A 22,307-nucleotide genomic window follows, 5' to 3' on the forward strand; every position below is an offset into this window, starting at 1 on the left:
GTCATGCATCAAATGACCCGGAATTATCCGGTACCTCCTGCTGTAACATTTGATGCTGTAGGGTCAGACGGATATTTGCAATTGAAGCAGAGGACTTACTTGATTCAGTTAAATTTTTTCTAAATCTGCAATATTTTCAGGATATTCCATATCTGAATATAATTTCAGCTGTAACTGTAATATTCTGTTATATTCATCACAGCCCGGTTCTAAAACTCTTCTTTGTTCATACAGTTTATGATCTTCCTCACTCATTTTCACATCAAAGCTTTCCTGAGTATGGAACTGGATTTCAATACGATAGTTGCGTGAGTTTTTAAACTTTGCATTTACGCCATTATACGGAAAGCTGTCATTGACCCAATAATTTTTCAATGAATATATCTTCCAGTTTTTCTCATACAGAGCATCTGTCACAGATCGTATCTGTTCAACATATTCTTTCGGTTCCAGTATCACTGTATAACGAATAACATCCGCTATTGAATCAAAAAAAGACTTCTCTACTCTCTGATAAAGCTTATTATATAAGGACTTCGGTGATTTTACTCTATACTCTAATCCCGCAAGTACTGCTTTATTTATTTTTGCAAAGTCCATAAGAAATTTGGTGATCTCAAACTCTGTAGACAGATAATCCGCATAAAATACTCTTTCTTCAAAAGAAAGTTTATGAAAAAATTCAATATCCTCTTCTGTCCATGATTCTTCAATTTCTTTATTAAGATAGATCTTCTCTGAATTTTCAGCAGACAGAACACACTTGAGCTCTATCGAATCAATGCAAAAAAGACTGGTATTGTCACCCGACTCATGAGTAAGACTTCTGAGAATCTTATTAAAATTATTGATAATTATATTGACTTTTCTTTCAATCAGTGCATATGCTGAATCCGATCCACCTGCTTCTATCACAAGTTTACCATCTTTAACAGAAATGCTTCTTACGACATTTCTTTCAACAAATCCAACAATCTCTTCAGAATTATATTTATCAAAATCCTCATAATCCAGATCAGGATTTATATTTTTCAATTCTGCAAGCTGATTTCCAACCACAAGAACTGCTGCCAGATCCTTCAATCTGACAGTATTTTTATTGTCTAATACCAAAATTTCTTCCAGCTGATTTATATCATCGCTGTTTCCGCCAATAAAATACAGCATACTGGTTATGGCATATTTATGTTTCTCTGACGGAAATTCAAATATATCTCCATATTCTTCTATCAGACACGCACTGAACAAAACATGATATTTGCTCATGATCTGCAGGAATGTAAGCGATTGAGTCTGCTTTTGAATTCCCAGTCTGTTTATATATCTGTTCATGATTTCCTGATTTAAACCAAATCCGGTATGCGCAAACAGGGCTGCCAGCAAAAGACAGTAACACTCATCTTCATTCAAGCCTTCCAGTTTCTTTCTGTCCATTATTAAATCGCAAAATTCTGCAATATCTATAAAATGCATAATAGAATAATCAGAAATATTGGGATATATCTTTTTATATTTTTCCAGCATTCTCTGGACAACTGTACAGTTGTCCCTGTAATTCTCATATAATTTTTTTGATTTTTTAAGTAAATTTTCCGAACACTTGTTAACTATCATTTGAATGATCCTTCCTCAATTTGCACTGCTTATTTCTACTATTATACTCAAAAACAGCAGCCTTGTATATAGCTGCTGTTTCCAAAACTTCAGTAAAATTACATTTTCGCCCTTACCATAAAAAGCCAAAAGCTTCCGATGCATACCTGAGGAAAGACTCACTATCTTTCCCCTCTTTTTCTTAATTTCATGCGTATCCATTTAAGCATCTGAATAATCGGAAGGCTGGCAAACGCATACAGATATACGCATCCAAGCTGCATCAGGTTCAACGTCTCCACTTTAAACAGAAAATGAAGTCCAGGAACCGTCAGTACTGCTGTAATAAGTACTGACCCAAGTGCAAATGCTCCCTGAAGCCATTTATTATTAAAGAAACGTTTTGTAAAGATAACCGGATGATCCGATTTGCAGTTAAATCCATGAAACAAACGTGCCAGGCAAAGTGTTCCGAAAGCGTAGGTACTTCCCAGCAATGCACCATTCTGGTAATATCCTGTCAAAAATCCAATCATTGTCATCACACCGATCACAAAACCTTCCAGCCCGATCTTACCAAGAAAATCTTTTGTCAGTATTGACTCGTCTGCAGATCTTGGTTTCTCATTCATCACCTCACTGCTATGAGGCTCCACACCCAGTGCGATTGCCGGAAGGCTGTCTGTCAAAAGATTGATAAACAGCAGATGCACCGGTGCAAAGGGAACCGGAAGTCCTGCAAGCGATGCACAAAGAACTGCCAGAATCGCGCCAAAGTTTCCTGACAAAAGAAACTGGATCGCATACTTGATATTCTGATATAAATTTCGCCCATTTTCCACTGCTTTTACAATTGTTGCAAAATTATCATCTGTAAGTACCATTGCTGCGGCATCCTTTGCAACCTCGGTTCCAGTCACTCCCATTGCGACACCAATGTCTGCCTGCTTCAATGCCGGAGCATCATTCACACCGTCTCCGGTCATTGCCACGATCATCCCTTTCTCCTGCCATGCACGGACGATACGGATCTTGTGCTCAGGTGACACTCTTGCATACACAGAAATATTCGGAACAAATTCCCTCAGCTGCTCATCACTCATATTTTCAATATCAGCACCCTCGCATGCCTCCGACAGATCATGTAAGATTCCAATTCTCTTTGCAATTGCCGCTGCTGTGATCTTATGATCTCCCGTTATCATGACCGGTCTGATTCCCGCTTTTATACATTCTGCAACTGCAGCCTTTGATTCTTCCCTGGGCGGATCCATCATAGCAATCAGGCCAAGAAATACCAGATGTTTCTCATCTTCCATCGTCAATATATGATTCTCCGGAATTTCACGATAAGTAAACGCCAGTACCCGTAACCCTTCCATCGAAAAATCCTGATTCTGCATCTGGATCTTTTCTTTATCTGCTTCTGTAATTTCCCGGACTCCATCCTTTGTCCAAATCCTCTCTGTCAGTTCCAGAAGCCTGTCAACAGCACCTTTTACAATCATCCTGTTCTCGCCATCGATTCTGTGAAGTGTTGACATCATCTTACGGTCACTATCAAAAGGAAGCTCTCCTTCTCTTGGATAAAGATTTCTTACATCGGCAGCCTCTATTCCGCATCTGCTGCCCAGATTGATCAATGCCGTTTCCGTCGGATCTCCGATCTCCACTCCATTTTCATTTGTTGAATCATTACATAAAATACTGTAATCCAAAAGACATCTCTGTGCCGGATCTGCTGCATCAATTGCAGCTGCTGAAATCCTTTTTCCATCAATATAATAATCTTCTACTGTCATTTTGTTCTGTGTGAGCGTTCCTGTCTTATCCGAACAGATAACAGATACACTCCCAAGGCCTTCCACAGCCTGAAGCTTACGAATGATTGCGTGCTCCTTTGCCATCTTCTGTGTTCCAAAAGAAAGAACGATTGTCACAATAGAGCTTAACGCTTCCGGGATTGCTGCAACTGCAAGCGCTACTGCAAACATAAATGCACTGCTGATCTTCTCACCACGAAATACATTGATTGCAAACAGAATTCCGCAAAATATCAGTATCAGAATCGAAAGCTTTTTCCCAAAATCATCCAGATTTGCCTGAAGTGGCGTTTGTTTTTCAGAAGTCGATTTCAGAAGTCCCGCAATCTTTCCAACCTCTGTCTGCATACCTACATCTGTTACAACTGCTTTGCCACGCCCATATGTAACAAAGCTTCCGGAAAACAGCATATTTGTCCGATCGCCAAGTGGTGCTTCTGCCAAAATAGTGTCCATGCTCTTTTCAACCGCAAGACTTTCACCGGTAAGAGCACTTTCATCCACCTTAAGACTTGCATTTTCAATCAGTCTTCCATCTGCCGGAATCATATCACCTGCTTCAAGCAGAATCACATCCCCCACAACCAGTTCTCTTGCAGGGAGCTGGACAGCCACACCATCACGCAATACTTTTGCTTCCGGTCCGGAAAGCTTCTTTAAACTCTGCAAAGACTGCTCAGCCTTTACTGTCTGTACGGTTCCCAAAATCGCATTAATCGTAATAACGATCACGATAACCGCTGCGCTTTCCACATCTCCAAGCATACCGGATATCACTGCCGATGCAATTAATATCAGCACCAGAAAATCCTTATACTGTTCAAAGAAAATCTGTAAAATACTTTTTTTCTTTCCTTCTGCAAGCTCATTCCATCCACAGTTCTCTCTGGATCTTTCAACCTGTTCACTGGTAAGCCCTGATTCCCTGCTTTCCACGTGATCCAGAACTTCTTCTACTGTTTGTTGATAGATTTCCTTCATTACCTTTGCCTCCTTTTTTGCAAATATTCACCAACTGTAATTTTTTATGCAATGAAGGATTTTTAATAAAATGATATAAAAAAGAAACCCTTATTGCATAACAAAAAATGCAATAAAAGTCTCACCATTTCCTTGCAGCGCCGGATGTCTCCACCGTACTGACGACACTGCAAACGCAGATTTTCAAACGTAGGTTACTCCCCTTTATTGAATCTAATACTATAACAAAATCAATACCTCTGTCAAGATATTTTGTAAATCATCGGGCAAAAAGTTACTGTTTACTCCATTCTCAGCAACACGCTTCGCGATGCAGGAAATATGAACCTCCTTGTGCAAAGCCCAAGGAGTATCGTTTGCTTCGCAAACTTAATTTATGCTAGCCGCATAAATTCGCGCGGTATGTCTCGGGTTTTCTGTGAGCAGCCAACGCATTACTTCCAAGAAAATTGCCTACGATCAGGGAATCTGCTGTATTATACAACTGCTGAAACAGATTTCCGAGAAACAGTGGAATGGCAAAAAAAGATAATCTTTCCAGAGATACTTCCCTCTGTCATTCTTGAATCCTTTTTCATAATTTTTGATACCTTCCCGTTTTTTCTTTATTTTATCACAAAAAAGCCAACTATCTTACTCCTTTTCCCCCTCATTCGCTTCCTCTATTGTCACACTCTCCTGTACCTGCATATCCGTATACTGAACACGAATAACTGCCTGCGGCCAGTTTATGCTGACCATTGCTGTTTTGTCTTTCTCATCTCCTGCTTTCCGGATAAGTTCCAGCAATTCCTTCAGTACTTCCTTTGTCAGATAGCCGCCTCTCCAGTGAAAAATAAGTACCCTGCCTTTCTTCGCCGCCTGCAAAGAACGTTTATACACATCCTCTTTCTTAGTAAAAGAAAGCTTCTTCTCCTTATAGTAAAAGTGCTCATGATCACCGCAGTGAGGCGCCGGCGCAATAAGAGGCTCATGATCCCTGAAAATCTGTGAATCATCCAGATTGAAATAATCATAGCGGATTTCAGAAGTTTCACGATCTTTTCCCAGGGTATTATCAAAGGTCGCATCCAGATGATAATATGTACCTCCTATTTTTACAATATTCCATGTGTGGCGATACTTAATTCCCTTCTCAGGATTATTTCCACAGATTGCAATCACACACCAGACTCCCAGTGCATCTAACAAAACCTTTACTGCTTTTGCAATTCCCTCACAAACACCAACTCCTTGCCCCAACGGTCCGATAATTTCATGGGAATATGATTTTTTCAGTTTGTCATAGCGGATATTTTCACAGATAAAATCATGTACATACTTCTCTTTCTCCCACTCAGACAGCTTCTGAGCCGGACGAATCAGCTTCTCAACTCTGGCAGTCATAGCCTTTTGATGTTCGCAAATCTTCTTTTTATCAAAAAGATACTCCGGAATAAAAATCAGATTCGGAGAGTCTTTATAATACCGGTATTTATAACTGCTCACCCAAAATATCTCCGGATGATCCAGACGCATCTGAAAAAATACATTATAAAGTTCTTCTCCCTCTAATGCCGGAATCTGAAATTCATCCGCCAGGTTTTTCACACCGCTAAGAATGCTGTGATATGCAGCCTGCTGCGCCTTATTCATATGGTTGTAATAATATTGCTCCATTGTTATCTTATCTCCAAGTTCTTCGTCACTTATAATCCCTTCCGGTACATTTCACTGATCACTGCCTGCGCATGTTCAGATTCCTTTTTCTCTATTATCTGCGCCCGATCACTTAAAATCGCCAGCATCTCATCTACCAGATCTTCGATTTTAGGATTTGTATACCGATATAAATAACCCAGCATTCTGGTTGCAGTATAATCTGTATTCATATTTTTATATGCAATCTCAGCACAAAGCTCCTTCGGATAGCCCTTGCTGAGCAAAACCCTGTATAGTTCTTCTGTTCTTTCTGATGCCATGTTTTTTGCCTTTCTTATCATGTTTCTGTGTCACCAGCCATCTGATTTACTTCATCAAAAATCATATGATATAGCTATGTTTTTTCTCATAGTAACATACTTCAACTGATATTCGCAATCAGAATATGGAGCTTATTTGATATGGAAAAAGATTGTTAGTTACTGTTCACACATCACTATCCCGAGACATACAAGCCAAAATTCCATTGCCGCAGGCAATCTGGAATGAATTTTGGCTACGTTACTGTGAACGGAGTGAACAGTAACGATTGTTACAAGGCACTGAGTAAACAGTAACACAGTAACTCCAAGACTTACAAGGTTATCAACGTGACAGTAGAATGTGCGCAATAACTATGTTATACTGATAATATCTAAATGCTTTAGATAACAAGCAATCAATAGAGTGTGTTTGAAAAATGCTTTCTGTAAAATGTGCGTCACAATTTGTTGGTACACTCGTTACTATCTGAAGCATTCAATCCACATTCTCAGGAGGAAAAAATGTCGAAAAAAGAAATAAGTTTTACAGAAGGACCTGTGTTCCAATCTTTGCTTCGGTTTGCCATTCCCGTGCTTGGAGCATTGATCCTGCAGGCTGCGTATGGCGCAGTTGATTTGCTGATTGTTGGAAAATTCGGAAATGCCTCGAGTATTTCCGCAGTAGGAACAGGAAGTTCCTTTATGCAGATGGCTACTTTTATCATTACAAGTCTTGCAATGGGCTCCACCGTAATAATCGGGCATCACATCGGAGAACAAAAACCAAAAGAAGCAGGAAATGCGGTCGGAACTACGATCATTCTTTTTCTGATCATTGCTGTCATCATGACATTTGTACTGGAATTTGCCGCCGGAGGAATTGCGCATCTTTTACAGGCACCGGCTGAATCCTTTGACAAAACAATTCTTTATATCAGAATCTGTTCTGCCGGTATCGTTATTATCATTGCATACAATGTAATCAGCGGTGTGCTGCGAGGTGTGGGAAATGCAAACCTTCCACTTCTATTCGTAGGAATTGCCTGTGTCATAAATATTCTGGGAGATTTGCTTCTGGTTGGAGTATTTCACATGGATGTTGCGGGTGCCGCCATTGCCACTGTATTTGCACAGTTTGTCTCTGTCGTCTGTTCTGTCGTTGTATTAAGAAAGCAGGATATGCCTATAGAATTTTCCAGAGAACAATGTCGGATTTATAAAGAAGAGCTTGGAAAAATATTAAACGTAGGTATACCGATCGCACTTCAGGAGACAACGGTTCAGATTTCATTTCTTGTCGTAAATTCTGTTATCAATCAGATGGGTCTGATGCCATCTGCCGGATATGGAATTGCACAGAAAATCGTTTCCTTTATTATGCTGGTTCCGTCCTCTATCATGCAGAGTGTATCAGCATTTGTTGCGCAGAATATCGGTGCCGGAAAGAAAAGCCGGGCATGGAAGGGTTTTTACACTGCAATTATTACCGGATGTTCCGTTGGAATCATCATCTTTATGGTAGGATTCTTCGGAGGCGGAGTATTATCCTCTTTCTTTACCAATGATTCCGAGGTAATCGCGCAGAGCGCCGCTTACCTGAAAGGTTTCTCTGCCGACTGTATACTGACTTGTGTACTTTTCAGCAGTATCGGATATTTTAATGGCTGTGGAAAAAGTATTCCTGTTATGATCCAGGGAATCACTTCCGCATTCTGCATCCGAATTCCGGTATCTATCATTATGTCGAGATTACCGGAAACATCTCTGACTTATGTTGGAATGGCGACACCTATCACAACTGTATATGGAATTATCTTTTTTGTAATCTGTTTCCGGCTGTTAAATAAAAACTCAGCCAAATAATAAAAATGGTTTCCTGTTATCAGTTCTCTTAGTAGAGATGCTGATAACAGAAAACCATTTCCATTATTTGATTATCCTCCGATACATGAATCGCATAGAAAATTTCATTAAGATACGAATCACGTACAACTGTCAGATACCATGCCTGAATCCATAAACTTCATAATCTTATCTAAATACATTTCCATCGTCCTGTCATCGCTGCGGTAGGTCTCATGTCTGGTTCCCGGCAGGTAAACATATTCGCAGGAAGTAATTCCTCTATGATTAATTTTCTCTGCAAATTTTCTCAATGCGTTTACAGATACAAAATCATCTCTTTCTGCCTGAAATAGCAAAACAGGTGCTGTCAGTTTCTTCCATCCACAATATTTTATGTACCAACTCATTTTTACAGACGCCAGAAGCCACCCATAAGAAGCTGCACTAACCTGGAATTTTTTATTCTCTTTACGCATCTCATTATATTTTTCGAATCTTGGTCTGGAAGTACATCCACTGGTTTCGAAAGTCTCACTACCATCATAAGGCTTCTGACCAGCCACATAGTCTTCCTCCCTTCCCAAAAGGCACTTCGTCTGTGCAATAGCAATCACCAATGGCCAGGGAACATTTCCGGTGAGCGGGCGGAGCATAGGAGAATTCAATATAATCTTCTGAAACAGTTGCGGCTCCCATGCAGCTGCAATTGTGCCAATCGCCCCACCCATAGAATGTGCAAAAAGAACTAACGGCAGTTCAGGATATGTTTTTTTAATTACATGGCATATTTTCAAAAAATCTCTCACATATCGCTTCCAGGTATCTATATGTACAAGAGATGGATCTGCTGTCAGGCAATAACTTTGTCCATGTCCCATATGTTCCGGCATATACACATGATATCCAGCCTTCAGAAAATAATAAATCATCTCTTCATATTTCGGCGCTGCTTCTGTAAAGCCATGACTGATTATAATCACGCCTTTCGGCTTCTCTGCCAGGTAGCGCTGTACATGAATTTTCCCCACTATCCCCGTGTCTTTTCGATGCAGATGATCCTCTGCACCAGAAATGTACCCCTCCTGACGGTGCGTTGCAAGATATGGTTCTATTTCATCATTCATTTTATACAAATATTCATTCTCATGTATTATTTCCATTATATGTACTCCTGTTGCTTTTTCATAATTCTGTTGCTATCTGCTTTTCACCATTCGATACATACCTGTATTATAATCTTCACTGGTGCCTGTTAATAATCCCATTAATCTTTTTCTCATTATAAAATACCAGTATAATTCCGCCTATACAACAGAATACTGCTGCCCCAAAAGCAGCAACTCTATAACCAGTTCCCTCTGCTGCCCCTATCGTCGAGACTGCTGTAAATATCAACATAGAAATACTCTGCCCAAGTTTAAACGCAAATGTTCTCGCCGCATAAAACATTCCTTCACGATTGCTTCCTGATGTAATCGAGTCGCTCTGCGAAATATCTGCCACAACAGCCTGCGGAAGAATTCCGAAAATCGCCATAGGAAGAGCCGCCACGACTGTCAGGATCAGTCCCTGCACCGATGCCGGAATAAAACTCATTTTTCCCATAAATCCGGTATAAAAATAAGCAAGGCTAAATACTGCAAATGCAAACAAGATCATCTTTTTCTTTCCAAGTTTAGGAGTAAGCTTATTTACCGGAATATAAAATACAAGAGACAACGCTGTCATTCCCACAAAATACAAAGTTGTCATTGTTTCCGGAAGTTTCAAAAGACTGGTGACAAAAAATGGAAGACCTGTCTGAAACATGGTAAGTGCAATCCAGTAGAAAATATCAGATGCCACAAACTTGCGAAATTCTCCATTCTTAAAAGTAGCTGCAAGAGATCCAAAAGCTGACTCTTTTGCAGGAACCGTATCTACATAGTCTTTTTCACGGATACAAAATACCGGCACAAGCATACAGATAAACGCTATAGCCGCCATCAAAGTAAAGGTCATACGGATAGCACCAACTCTGCCAAAAGCAGGAATAAACATCCCCCATATCGTAGGTGCCAGATACGCCACTGCAGTTCCGGCAATAAATGTAAAGGAAATGACTGTGGAAATATTAAGTCTTTCCTGCTGGGTATGTCCAAGTTCCGGAATCAGCGCATTATATGGTGTACAGTACGCAGTAATGGAAAGATAGTACGCCAGAATCATAATCAGCAAAAACACTCCATTGATCCAGCTGTTTTTATTAACCGGTGACCAGAAAACCAGTACTGTAGAAAGCGCCAGCGGTAAAGATGCCCATTTCAGGAACGGAATTCTTCGCCCATTCTTTGACGTACATCTGTCAGATAAAGAGGCGATCATTGGATCTGTAAAAGCATCAAAAATCCTTCCGAAAGCTGTAATTCCGCCAATAATAGTAAATATGCCAAAGACCACCAGCCCCTGTGGAATGAACACTGTCTGTCCCTGACTGATGGCTGTCTTATCCGGCTGATAAAAATATACAAGCCAGTTAGAAATAATCCCGGACAACATCGCCCATCCAAACTGTCCGGCTGCAAACTGCCATATTTTCCCTGTTGTTAACTTTTTCACCGTGCACCTCCAGATTTCAGAACTACTACTTATTTCTTGCAAGAATCGAACTCTTTTCCAAGCATGGAAGTTCTTCTCCTTCAACAGTCGTCACAATTCCGCCTGCTTCTTCAACAATAAGTGCACCTGCCGCAAAATCCCATGGAGATAAAATAAGCTCGAAATAAATTTCCGCTCTTCCTGATGCTATGGCACATAAATCAAGTGCTGCAGATCCGCTTCGTCGGATATCAAGGCATTTTTGAAAATATTCGTAAGCTAATTCAAAGGATGCCTTCGCAAGCTCCGTATTATACGGTGATGAACCAAACAAAACAATGCTGTTTGCCAGATCATCCTTCGATACATGAATCGCATTTCCATTCATATATGCACCCTCACCGGAAATCGCATAGAAAGTTTCATTAAGATACGGATTATGCACGACTCCCATATATCTCTTTCCATTTCGAATCAATCCAATAGATACACAGCTCATATGATAATCTTTAATAAAATTGGTAGTTCCATCAATCGGATCCACCACAAAAATATATTCTGCATTTCTGTTAATCTGGCAATCCTCTTCTTCCCCCCAAAACTCCGCTTCCGGAAGAATCTCAGACAACTTTTTTTCTAGCATTTCCTGAATTTTGCAATCATACTTCGTAACAAAATTTGCTTTTCCTGCCTTATCCTTAATGCCAAAATTCGCCCTGTCCGCCTGAAGCATAACCTGTCCGCATTCTTTTGCCGCTTCAATTATTTCATTTAATATCGTATGTGGAGTTTTCTCCTTTAGTTCCATATTATCTGTCACCTCTCAATAGAAAATGGTTTCCGTTTTATCAATACTTTTATAATTTCTCATACTTTTCAATCAGACACTGATGTTCTTTTGTCTTCTTGTCATAGTTTATCTCAACCAGCAAAATATCTCCGGTATAATCCAGAACTGAATCCGGATATTGTTTTTCCTTAATCTGCTGTAATGCTGTCTTGACATTCTTATTCCATTTAAGTTCTACGACAAGCGCCGGATAACTGGAAACGTATTCTGGTTTTGGAATAAATACAAAGTCTGCAAACCCACGTCCTGTCGGCAGTTCACGAACTGGTTTAAAATAATATTCCATTGAACTCAGATATGCAATTGCAAGTACACTGCTCAAAGAATTCTCATTATTATACTGAATATTCGAAACATACTCTGTATGGATTTTCTCAATTCCCTCTTCAACTGCTTCTTCATCCATGTCCAGCGTAGCCTCCAGTAAATGTTCTGATTCCTGCTGAAAAGTAATCATCTCATTCCATTTTCTGCTTTCAACCGCCATTGTCAATTCCTGCCGGATTTCTTCATTTGGAACAAATGCAGTTCTTCTATTCTGGTTATATCCCAAATAACCAAGATGGATCAAATACGTAAGTACATCATCTTTGCTTTGTATATTCACCGTATCATTTTTGAAAGCAGCTGTATTCACTTTAATCGAAGCACCGGAAAGTATTTCAATTATAGCGTTTTTCAAACCATCATAATTCATATTGATAAAAGGAACAATTGCTTCATAAGAAGCAGTCTCAGACCAGTAACTTCTAAACCTGCCCCGCACACAAACACTTACTACTGCTTTAGGATTATATACCTGATAGTCCTCCAGCAAATAACCATCATACCAATATTTTACTTTCTCAAAATCTCTGTGATATCTTTCGCAAAGATCCTTCACTTCAGCTTCTGTAAATCCAATATATGGCGCCATCACTCCTGCATCAAGCATTGTAAACTCATCAAAATTATTTAATGCAGACTGCGTTTTTTCTTTCTTTATCGGCAAAATACCTGTAAGATACACCAACTGAATATATTTTGTCGGTTCCGTTCCCTTGAACATCGCCCGCAAAAAATTAATGTACTTTTCCTGTACTTTTTTATTTGCCGCTTCATCTCTGATCAGAACATCCCACTCATCAATAATTATAATAAATTTCTGTCCAACAATATTTTTAATACGCGAAAGACTTTCCGACAAACTTATCTCTTCTTCAGGCAGAACACCAGGGTAAATCTCTCTCAATTCAGCCTGTACGGATTTCGTAATAAACGCTACAACATTATCCACATTATCACAATTTGCCAGAAACCACTGAATATCAAGATGAATCACATCATACTTATTAAGATGCGTCTTAAAATCGGATTCCCTGCTTATATCCAGCCCTGAAAACATTTCTTCGGAATTACAGCCTTTACTATAATAAGCGGCCAGCATATTTGCAGCATATGATTTTCCAAACCTGCGTGGTCTGCAGTTACAGATATAAGCTTCTGTTGTATTAAGTACGCTGTTTGTATATTCCAACAATCCGGTTTTATCCACATATATCGGAGAATTCAGTGCCACCTGAAATGCACTGTTATCAGGATTTACAAATCTACCCATTCCTTACACCCCACAATCAAAAAACAGCTTCACGTTATCAAAATTTTTAATAAAATAATGATAGCATGAAACTATTTTAACGTAAAGCTGAAAAAAACTGTTATATATCCAGACACCCGGGCTATATCGGAATTCTATAAAATAATCTCAATTATTTTGCGTAAATAGAACCAACAATCTTTCCCCGTAATGTACACGGCAGAATTTTACATAAGAATCTCAGAATCTTATACTTCACACCCGCCACACAAATTGGTGCGCAGTTCTTTTTCTGTGCAATTCGCGCAATATATGTACCAATAATCTCCGGCGACATCCCACTTAGTTCATCTTTCTCCATCTGACTGACACCGTGTGAAATACGGCCACCGTATTCATCATCACCCAAAACTATCTTTTGTCTGGCCTGGGTAAAACCGGTATGAATATCTCCAAGTTCTACTGCTGTTACCCTGACACCATAAGGACTTACTTCATTATCAAGCGCGCAGGAATAAGAAGACACTGCTGCTTTACTGGCTGAATAAAACGCCTGAAACGGAATGTGTGCCACCGCTGCCACAGAACTGATATTGACAATATGCCCTCTGTGCTGTCTGCGCATAGAAGGAAGAACAGCTCTGCTTACATTGACAGTTCCGAAAAAATTTACATCAAATTGTGCTTTCGCCTGTTTTAACTCTGTAAATTCCACCGCCCCGGAAATACCAAAACCTGCGCAGTTTACAAGAATCTCGATACTTCCTCTTTCCAAAAGGATCTGCCCAACGGCTTCCTGCACGGAAGCCTCATCTGTCACATCTACGCACATATGCTTCACGCCTTCTACCGGAACATCCCGGCGACTGAACTCATAGACTATATAGCCAGCCTTACTCAATGCTGCTACAGTACATCGTCCGATTCCGGAACTTCCGCCAGTGACAAGAGCTGTTCTTTTCTGTTTTGATTCCATATTGTTACTTACCTCATTCCATTTTTTCTTCTTACCACACGGGTGAGTTTCTGTCGTATTTCCTCATTCTTGAATAACTGCCTGCACCATTCGTCCTGTGCCATAACATCACCACAAATCATATTGTTTCATAGTTTCTGCGTTTCGATATTCATGTTTTTCATAATATCCTATCAGTCTTCCCTCTTCTCTGAGTGCCACCATATAAACATCTTTATTTTGCTTCTCATTATGGAAAGTATAGACAAGGTTATGGCTCTCATCTGCCGCAAACCAGTCCACTACCTTCTGTATTTTATCCCTGGATTCCTGATTATGACAATCTAACAGGCTTCTTCCAATAAGTTTATCACCGCCTCGCTTCGCATAGCTGTTAACAGCTGCCGGATTCATGTAGATAATCTCATGCTTAAGGTTGCATATAACAATCGAAGCCCTGTCCTGGTCAACAATACTCTTATAAAAACTAATCATATATTTTTTTATGTCCTTTCATTTTTTTCTTTCGTCTAATAGTTTACTATCCACATCAAATATCTTTAAATATCCGTTGGCATACATACGGACACCATCAATGGTATTTATAATAAATTATTACAAAATTTTCGAAACAAAATAATCTGCCTCAATAATATGCCTTACATTCTTCTCCCTGGAGTCAACAATACTCACACGTCCATTCTCCGCTGTCAAAGTCACACTGGAACCATCATTCCGATAAACAGTCATATGTTCCACTGGGCGTTCCAATGTCTCTATTGGATCCTTCATCTTTTTTAATCGCCGATACTCATATTCTGGAATAAAAAATTCAAGTTTTGAAATAGCTCTTTTTTTCTTTAATGGTGTTTTTCTTAATGAACCATTTTTATTCATAAAACGATCCGCAAATTCAACATTTTCCGTCATTTTATCAATTACATCCGAAATCCCTTCAATCTGCTCAATCGGTCTTTCCTGTAATACTCCTGTTATAATTTTCTTATAGTCCTCTTTTGAAATTTCTACTGACAGCTCATTTCTTCGTCTGTCATAAGTTTCCCCTGATTCATAAGTAATTTTATAGCAATAGTTAAAGTTCAAATCTTCCATGCCTCCAATCAAAAATAGCTTCATGCCATCAAAATTTTTAACTAAAATAATGATAGCATGAAACCATTTTAGCGTAAAGCAACATTCTCCATAAAGAATTCAATAATTTTTTCAGCCAATTTATTATGAATACTATTGCCAAATTCATCAATGATCAGCATTCCGACATTTTCTATTACCCTAATCAGATGAGGCAGCAAATCGGCAAATACCTGGTTTCCCTGCGATTCGCCCTTGTTGCCATAGAGCAATTCCACTTCTTCGTTTCAGGATTAATCCTTAATAACTGACAACTTCTAATATTAATATATTTATGAAAGAATTCTTCCAACAATTCAAGCGATCCACAATATTCAAACTCTATTGCGCTAAACTCCAATGTCACATTACATTTATAGACTTTTCATCAACTTTTTACTAATTCATTATTTTATTTATCGGTTAGTTAGATGGTCAAACCCTCAGTATACTCTTTTACGATATTTTATCACTTAAATTATATTGTATCCGACTAGAATCATATTCCAAATTCTGTCTTTAATTCGGAAATAATATCATATGGAAAACACTCTGCACATCCCTCATCCTCCATCAAAACAGAAATGATTTCCCTGGCCAGCTGAATTCCCTTGGGGCTGTGGATATTAGCATTAATTTTTACAGCATTTTTTAAATCTCTTGCCACCCATACCTGATCATATATTTTCAGTTGGGCAATAATTTTTCCTGTTTCAACGCAGAAATCAGATTCATTCATATCATCAGGGCTTCCCATGACTCTGTATATTTGGTGCAACCTGTGTAAAATCTGATTTGCATTCAGATCCAAAGGCACATAAATTCTGACATTATCATCCGGAAGAATTCCGCCATTGGCACGGGTCTCTCCGGTAAGGGCTTTCTGATATTGTTTTCTGGTTTCATAATACGATGCTGTATCCGCTATTGTAAGGTCATTAATATAAAGAACCTTCTCCGGGATTGGGTGAATATCTAAATCATGATGCATATTGGTTTCCTCACTTCCAAATATAATTTTCACGTGCTTTGACATGGACCTCTCATAGAGTACCCTATACTCTGTTTTCTTCCATTTCTTTAATTTGCGCTTTCTCTAATTCTTTCCAAAAATTACGACTTTTCATTTACACACTCTGAAAAGAAAATACAGGTTCTCTCCAGTTGACATATAGTCCCTGTCTGACATGAATAGTTTCAACAACACCGCAGAGGCATGTAAAATCTCACCATAACGATAAGTGCATATATTGTCTTCCACCCTGACCACGGTGTCGACCCTCTGATACTTTGGGATTTCGGTGCTCTATAGCTATCCCTGCTATCTTGCTGTCTACGCTTAGCCTACGCGTTACCGCAACAGACTCAAGACTCGCTTCAAATGCTCTGGTTAGCAGCTTATTTGATGGGGCCTCCACCCACCGGACTATATACCCTTTGCTGGACGCATGATCAGACCCTCAGTATATTATCCAATTGATTTTGCGTCATAAAATCAATCAGCTATGTAAACCTTATTTACAGCGAAAATATATCTTTAATTTTTTTAAGCAATCCTTCTCTAAGCTCACCATATGTAGTAAATCTTAATTGGTCATGCATTGAAAGATTAGATCCTATTTCATCTGATGCTAATGTACCTTCTCTATTTTGATAAATTAATAAAACTTTTTTTCCTTTCCCTTGGGCATAACCAATTTCATGGTGCACATTTTTATTCCCATATGACAAGTCTGCAATAAGTAAATCACAGCTATTGATACCATCAATAATCCTTTTGCTAATCACATCTGAATACCCATCTTTATGCTCATCCACTTTTATAATATCAATTTCAACATTATAATCTCTCGCTACTATTTCTTTAACATCCTTTACTTGATTATATGTATCCTCTGTTTTTTTATTAAACCACATAGACATAAATACTTTTTTAGGCGAGTTATCATATATTTTATCATAAATATTGATAACATCACAAATATGAATATCAGAAATTTGAGTAAGATTATTTTTCTTTACCCATTTTAGAAATTCATTTGCTTTGCGTTCGTCTAATAGTTTATAATATGAAAAAGCACCGATTACCGCTAGATTATTTGGAACTTCAATTAAAGCCGCATCTTTTAAAGCACCATTTATTTCTTTGAGTGCTGTTTCTACCAAACACATACCTTCTTCATCTTCTTTTATAAGTTTATTGTCAAACAATAATTTTAATACTTCTACAAAATATGTAAATTTATTATCTGCTATAAACAATTTCAAAAAAGGATAATCTGATAACTCAATATGCTTTATTATTTGTCTGGTCCAAAAATAATTTTCACCAAAAGAGGGATCCCCTAAAAGGGTATCATCGTCAAAAGCCTGTTCACTTTCAATAATAACTTTTAAGTTTTGCTCCATTTTTAAAGGTATCTGCTTTGTATTAATGTTGTAAAATAAAGCTCTACAAAACTTGTCCGTTTCTTCTGCATCTCTGAATAATAAAAGGCAAAATGGAATGCGCTTATGAGCATAAGTAGAATATTCATTTACTGCACTTAAACGATGATTACCATCAATCCTCAAAAATTCTTTTCCAACTAGGGAATCCTTGTCAAACTGCATGATAACTGTTTGCGTAACATCAAAAGCTAAATCATTGTTTTCTTTTTTGACGGCATTACGCTTAATAACATATTTAATATTATTAATTTTAATTTTCAATGATTTACTTTCAGCACGGACAGTCTCTCTTAAAGTATTTATTTTATCCTTGTCCATTTCTGTGCCACACATATTTGCCCCAAGAATCACTTCAGGAAAAAATGTAAATCTACCATCAGACAAAAAATTCTCCATTTCTCCACGATGATCGTCAATTAAATCTCTCTGAATTTTCTCATCTGCTTTTGAAATCTCAGATAATTGCAACATAGATGCAAATCCACGAACGCACAAAAAATTATCCATGGTATAGTCTATAATACCAGTAAGTCTCATAATTCACCACCTAATAAAATTTGCTTAATCTTCAGTAACCCATTTTCAATAGATTTTACCGATTGTTGTTTCAATTTTGTGGCATTATCCTTAATATCATCTAGATGCCGCACAATACTATTTTGCTTTTCTCTGGTAATGTTTGGAACGAGCAACGATTTTATTATTGGAATAGTAATATTTTCTTGCACTGCTCCTATCTTATTCCGTTCAAAATACATCTTACCTATGCTGCTATTTATAAAATATGCTACAAATTTTTCATTAATATCAGAAAGTGAAAACCTAATCATGAATGATCCAAATGCAAATCCATCATGTGCCTCATCTACCATACTGCATACTCCTATTGTTCCACTACGACTAATCAGAATATCTCCTTTTTGAACTCGACTTGAAGATATTTTTTTTTCCATTTTAATTGGTAGATACACGATTTCCTCACTATTGATTTCATTTTCTTTCAAATCCGTAATCCGCAAGAAAGGTATCCCTTCATTTGTATAACAATTCTCAACAGAAGCACCATATGAAATGCTTGTGATAAAATTCCCCAATTTGATAAATCTATTATTATAGGTATTTGCCTCAAAATCTCTATAATGAGTTTGATAATAAAATGGATCAAATCTTTTTTCAGTCAACTCATTTGAATCGACATAAAATATTCTATTTTTTAGCGTAATATTTTTTGCTGGAGATAAATCAAAACTAAGTTCTTGTAATAGGTACTCATCCATGCTATTAAGCAAAATTTTAGCTTCTTTTTCCTTATTCACCTTTTCTGTATACGCCTTTTCCATTATAGAAACAATCAATTTTTGCTTATCCATATCTGGAACAATTATAGGCAATTTACTTAATTGTTTTAAATTAATATTTTTTTGCGCAGCTTGCGGAGCAAGCTTTTCAATATAATCACGTATAAATCTTATATATACATTCAAATACTCTAATGATATAGAATCATCCTTAGACGTGAGTGCTACAAGGCTATCTGGAAAACACGCAGGATAGTCAAGGATAGCAGTGTATCCAATATTAGCAGCAATAGTAATGACCACCACTTTTTCGTCAAAAAGCCTGCTTGTTGAAAGTCCTAACTCATTCAATGTTTGAGTAAACTCTATCATCTCATTGCTTGAGCTTGCCTTTACTATATTGCCAGTTTGTATAAAGGGATAAATTCCATTATAATATCGTGGATCATTCCTAGGTCTATGGCCAAAACGTCCACGTTGCATTTTTACTTTTTTCTTAAATGTGCTGACTAAGTGAGCAGATTTAGAAATTATATTTTTTTCAAGCAATATTATGTTCAGATAAAATGCCGGATCTAACCGCTCGTCAATCTCACCCCAAGTTTTCAAAAAAACAATGTTTTCATCAAAATTGGGGCTTATTGAAAAAAACGGTCGTTCCCTTCTTCTATTGCTTTGATAAATTTTACTAGCTCTTCCGAAATAGCAGGCAATTCATTTCCTTTCGTTTCTTTGCCTGTAGCGTCATAGCCTATATCTTCTGCAATTGCCATGAAAATTGGATAGTCATTTAATATACGTTTGTATTGTTCTAAATACATATCTGAGAGAGTTTCTTTTGTAAACTCAATTTGTTCATCATACTCTTCGGTAATTACTTGCTTTTTATTTTTTAATATTTCAACTTCCGATTTGTTTTGTTTCTTTTCTGCCTGCTTAATTTGCTTATTTATCTTAGAAATTTCACCTTTCTTTTTCTTCAAAAGTTCAAACAATCTAATCCCATCCTCAGAATTAGAAATTAAATTGTTTTGTATATTGTTTCTTAAATCAATACGAGTTTGTTTTTCTGATGCTGAAAATTTTTTTAAAAACATTACAGAACTTTTTACACCTGCACCATTAGCAGAAAAAGCAGTTTGAGGCATAGAAATTATGGCGACAATTCTAAATGTATCGCTAATATAATCCCGTACATATTGCATGCTTGAATTAGTCAGTACGCCATCAGGCACAACTATAGCCAAATACCCACCTTCGACAAGATATTTTTCTGCTTGCTCAATAAATAAAACCTCCGTACTTTGACTAGGTCTTTCAGAAACTTTGCTATTTGGATTAAGCCAATCAACGTCTTTAATTCCCATCTTATACTGATGTAGATATGCCTTTTCAGTTTGCTTCACGATTGACCCAAATGGAGGATTCGTAATAATGTAGTCGAAAGAATTTTCCTTGAATCCATCATTATTTGTTTTTAAGCGTAAATCATCTGGAGAAATAAGTCCGTCTGCAGATACAACATTCGTGTGTCCATCATCATGGATTATCATATTCATTTTGGCAGTTCTTGAGATTTGCTCATTTATCTCAATACCATACAAGTTATACTTAGCAAAATCATGCCATTGATCATGACATTCTTGGGTCTCTTTTTCACTTTCTTTTATCTCATAAAATTCTCTTACCGCTTTCCTAACTTTATCAAGAGCATGAAGTAAAAATCCACCACTGCCACATGAAGTATCAAGGACACGCTTACTTTCATCTATTGGTAGACTATCAACAATAAAGCTTACAATATTCCTTGGGGTAAAATATTGTCCAAAATCTCCTCTAAAAAATGATCCCATAAAAGTTTCAAAGGCTCTTCCCTTACTGTCAAGGTCGGTGTGTAGTAAATCTACACCTTCAAGATAACCTACCACAGTACGAGCTTTTGCTGCATTTAGCTTAATACCTTCTCTAAAAATTTCAGTATCATTTTTTCTTTCACCAATCGTTTTTCCCTCTTCATATAAGGATATTAATCGTTTCAAAAGGTTTTCTGTTGTTTCTCTATCTGCCTTTTCAATATCTCTTTTATCTCTACTTTTGGGTTCAACCTTAATAATTTGAAAATCATAAGGTTCACCATTTTTACGTTTTTTCTTTTCGTCAAATATTTTACAAAAAATCAACTTATCAAGCTCATCAAAGGCTTCTGACGGATTTAATTCTCCCCCACCCCATAAGGCCTGATGTGCTTGCTTAAAACGATTCGTTAATTCTGACTCTTCAACAGTATATAATGGAGAAAGTTTTTGTCCGTCTTCAGTAACCCCTCCATTTTTTGCAAATTTATAACTTGCTAGTCTTTCTACCTTATATTGCGGAATATCAGTTACACTTTCTCTACTATCTATTTCTTTATCAAAAGAATAGTATTCATCTTTGATTCCAGAAGTAACCCAAATATATTTTACAGTTCCCGCAGTAGCAAAAGCATATGCATATGCTTGGCGAACTGCCTGTTTAAACTCTTGCTCTGTTGTCTCTTCTTTTTTACACTCAACAATAATATGTGGCTTCTTACATGCACTATCATTATATACTATAATATCTGCTTCTTTGACGTCTGAGCCTACCGTTACCTTCACATATTGTTGAACCTGTTCAACAGGATAGTTATATTTTAGTACCAATTCACAAAAAGTTTCAGCCTGTATTTTTTCTTCAGGATTATTATAATTCCTAGATATATTTTGATTTATATATGTTATTGTAGATGAATCATCACTTATTTTTATCAAGTTATTATTTTGTCCTTCTAAAATAATTTTCTTTATCGCCTCATTTGTTTTCATCGTTAATGCTCCTCTTTATAATATAATCTATAATATAATCTATAATATCGCCAAAATTACAATGAAATTATTTGTATATTCTTTCAGCTTACTCGTTGATTCTTTTCTAGTTTAGCCAACATACCAAAACCCATTCTAATAGTTTCCTTTAATTATACCTTTGTCATTTCTTTAGCAATCAGCAATTTCCATAGCTTGTTATATGCGATAGCCCTCACGTATCTTTCTTCTGTCAAGCCCTAATCTATTGATTTTACTGGCTTTAACGATTTTTATTTACCTCAAAAACAGATCCGGGAGTGATGGATATCGTGATATCATGTACCGAATAACTGATACATGGCTACAGTTTATAAAACCTTCCTACAGTTTGCTTTATATTAAACGATAGAAGCCAAATGCCTTAACAAATAACAGACCGCTTTTGCTATCTGTTTA

The 22,307-nt window shown here is 37.4% G+C and carries 18 protein-coding genes and 1 pseudogene; 1 reads left to right on the top strand and 18 read right to left on the bottom strand.

Annotated features, from left to right (window positions below; translation table 11 throughout):
• Positions 1 to 108: 108 nt before the first annotated feature.
• From NQ550_RS13785 to NQ550_RS22895, 6 genes and pseudogenes are all read right to left on the bottom strand, one after another.
• Complete coding sequence (locus tag NQ550_RS13785; RefSeq protein WP_020994053.1) at positions 109 to 1,614, bottom strand: hypothetical protein; 1,506 nt, start codon at positions 1,612 to 1,614, stop codon at positions 109 to 111.
• A gap of 161 nt (positions 1,615 to 1,775) precedes the next feature.
• Positions 1,776 to 4,397, bottom strand: coding sequence for a cation-translocating P-type ATPase (locus NQ550_RS13790; protein ID WP_025580796.1), 2,622 nt, complete (start codon positions 4,395 to 4,397; stop codon positions 1,776 to 1,778).
• 421 nt (positions 4,398 to 4,818) lie between these two features.
• Positions 4,819 to 4,975, bottom strand: a pseudogene (locus NQ550_RS22580) (MATE family efflux transporter); the annotation flags it as partial.
• A 55-nt stretch (positions 4,976 to 5,030) separates the two neighbouring features.
• A complete protein-coding gene (locus tag NQ550_RS13800) occupies positions 5,031 to 6,056 on the bottom strand; it encodes a transglutaminase domain-containing protein (protein ID WP_020994055.1) in 1,026 nt (341 codons plus the stop codon).
• Between the two features lie 29 nt (positions 6,057 to 6,085).
• Positions 6,086 to 6,358, bottom strand: coding sequence for a hypothetical protein (locus NQ550_RS13805; RefSeq protein ID WP_008703953.1), 273 nt, complete (start codon positions 6,356 to 6,358; stop codon positions 6,086 to 6,088).
• 325 nt (positions 6,359 to 6,683) lie between these two features.
• Positions 6,684 to 6,836: a DUF6783 domain-containing protein gene (locus tag NQ550_RS22895; protein ID WP_349826270.1), complete on the bottom strand. Its 153-nt coding sequence runs from the start codon at positions 6,834 to 6,836 to the stop codon at positions 6,684 to 6,686.
• Between the two features lie 26 nt (positions 6,837 to 6,862).
• On the opposite strand from NQ550_RS22895, the gene NQ550_RS13810 reads away from it, so the two are divergent.
• On the top strand, positions 6,863 to 8,203 hold the full coding sequence (locus NQ550_RS13810) for an MATE family efflux transporter (protein ID WP_008703974.1): 1,341 nt from the start codon (positions 6,863 to 6,865) through the stop codon (positions 8,201 to 8,203).
• 119 nt (positions 8,204 to 8,322) lie between these two features.
• Here the strand turns inward: NQ550_RS13810 and NQ550_RS13815 are convergent, their stop codons facing one another.
• From NQ550_RS13815 to NQ550_RS13870, 12 genes are all read right to left on the bottom strand, one after another.
• A complete protein-coding gene (locus tag NQ550_RS13815; protein WP_008703976.1) occupies positions 8,323 to 9,345 on the bottom strand; it encodes an alpha/beta fold hydrolase in 1,023 nt (340 codons plus the stop codon).
• A 79-nt stretch (positions 9,346 to 9,424) separates the two neighbouring features.
• Entirely contained in the window at positions 9,425 to 10,783 is a 1,359-nt protein-coding gene (locus NQ550_RS13820; RefSeq protein ID WP_008703977.1) for an MFS transporter, read from the bottom strand.
• A 25-nt stretch (positions 10,784 to 10,808) separates the two neighbouring features.
• On the bottom strand, positions 10,809 to 11,570 hold the full coding sequence (locus tag NQ550_RS13825) for an inositol monophosphatase family protein (RefSeq protein WP_020994056.1): 762 nt from the start codon (positions 11,568 to 11,570) through the stop codon (positions 10,809 to 10,811).
• Positions 11,571 to 11,619: 49 nt separating this feature from the next.
• Complete coding sequence (locus NQ550_RS13830) at positions 11,620 to 13,209, bottom strand: AAA family ATPase (protein WP_008703981.1); 1,590 nt, start codon at positions 13,207 to 13,209, stop codon at positions 11,620 to 11,622.
• A 151-nt stretch (positions 13,210 to 13,360) separates the two neighbouring features.
• Positions 13,361 to 14,164 carry an SDR family NAD(P)-dependent oxidoreductase gene (locus tag NQ550_RS13835; protein ID WP_008703983.1) on the bottom strand — a complete coding sequence of 268 codons (804 nt, stop codon included), beginning with the start codon at positions 14,162 to 14,164 and terminating at the stop codon, positions 13,361 to 13,363.
• 108 nt (positions 14,165 to 14,272) lie between these two features.
• Positions 14,273 to 14,638, bottom strand: a complete 366-nt coding sequence (locus NQ550_RS13840) for a PAS domain-containing protein (RefSeq protein ID WP_008703984.1) — start codon at positions 14,636 to 14,638, stop codon at positions 14,273 to 14,275.
• Positions 14,639 to 14,758: 120 nt separating this feature from the next.
• Positions 14,759 to 15,256, bottom strand: a complete 498-nt coding sequence (locus tag NQ550_RS13845) for a hypothetical protein (RefSeq protein WP_025579536.1) — start codon at positions 15,254 to 15,256, stop codon at positions 14,759 to 14,761.
• 68 nt (positions 15,257 to 15,324) lie between these two features.
• The gene (locus tag NQ550_RS13850) at positions 15,325 to 15,513 is read right to left on the bottom strand and encodes an ATP-binding protein (protein WP_173701148.1); all 189 of its coding nucleotides are present in this window, start codon (positions 15,511 to 15,513) and stop codon (positions 15,325 to 15,327) included.
• A 260-nt stretch (positions 15,514 to 15,773) separates the two neighbouring features.
• The gene (locus NQ550_RS13855; protein ID WP_025579534.1) at positions 15,774 to 16,310 is read right to left on the bottom strand and encodes a hypothetical protein; all 537 of its coding nucleotides are present in this window, start codon (positions 16,308 to 16,310) and stop codon (positions 15,774 to 15,776) included.
• Positions 16,311 to 16,792: 482 nt separating this feature from the next.
• Positions 16,793 to 18,262 carry a hypothetical protein gene (locus NQ550_RS13860; RefSeq protein ID WP_025579532.1) on the bottom strand — a complete coding sequence of 490 codons (1,470 nt, stop codon included), beginning with the start codon at positions 18,260 to 18,262 and terminating at the stop codon, positions 16,793 to 16,795.
• Entirely contained in the window at positions 18,259 to 19,632 is a 1,374-nt protein-coding gene (locus NQ550_RS13865) for a restriction endonuclease subunit S (protein WP_029677056.1), read from the bottom strand. Before NQ550_RS13865 ends, NQ550_RS13860 begins: the two co-directional genes overlap by 4 nt.
• Positions 19,633 to 19,661: 29 nt before the next feature.
• Entirely contained in the window at positions 19,662 to 21,869 is a 2,208-nt protein-coding gene (locus tag NQ550_RS13870) for an N-6 DNA methylase (RefSeq protein ID WP_029677055.1), read from the bottom strand.
• Positions 21,870 to 22,307 lie beyond the last annotated feature (438 nt).

The sequence above is a fragment of the Blautia wexlerae DSM 19850 genome (assembly GCF_025148125.1).
GTDB classification, from domain to species: Bacteria; Bacillota; Clostridia; order Lachnospirales; family Lachnospiraceae; genus Blautia_A; species Blautia_A wexlerae.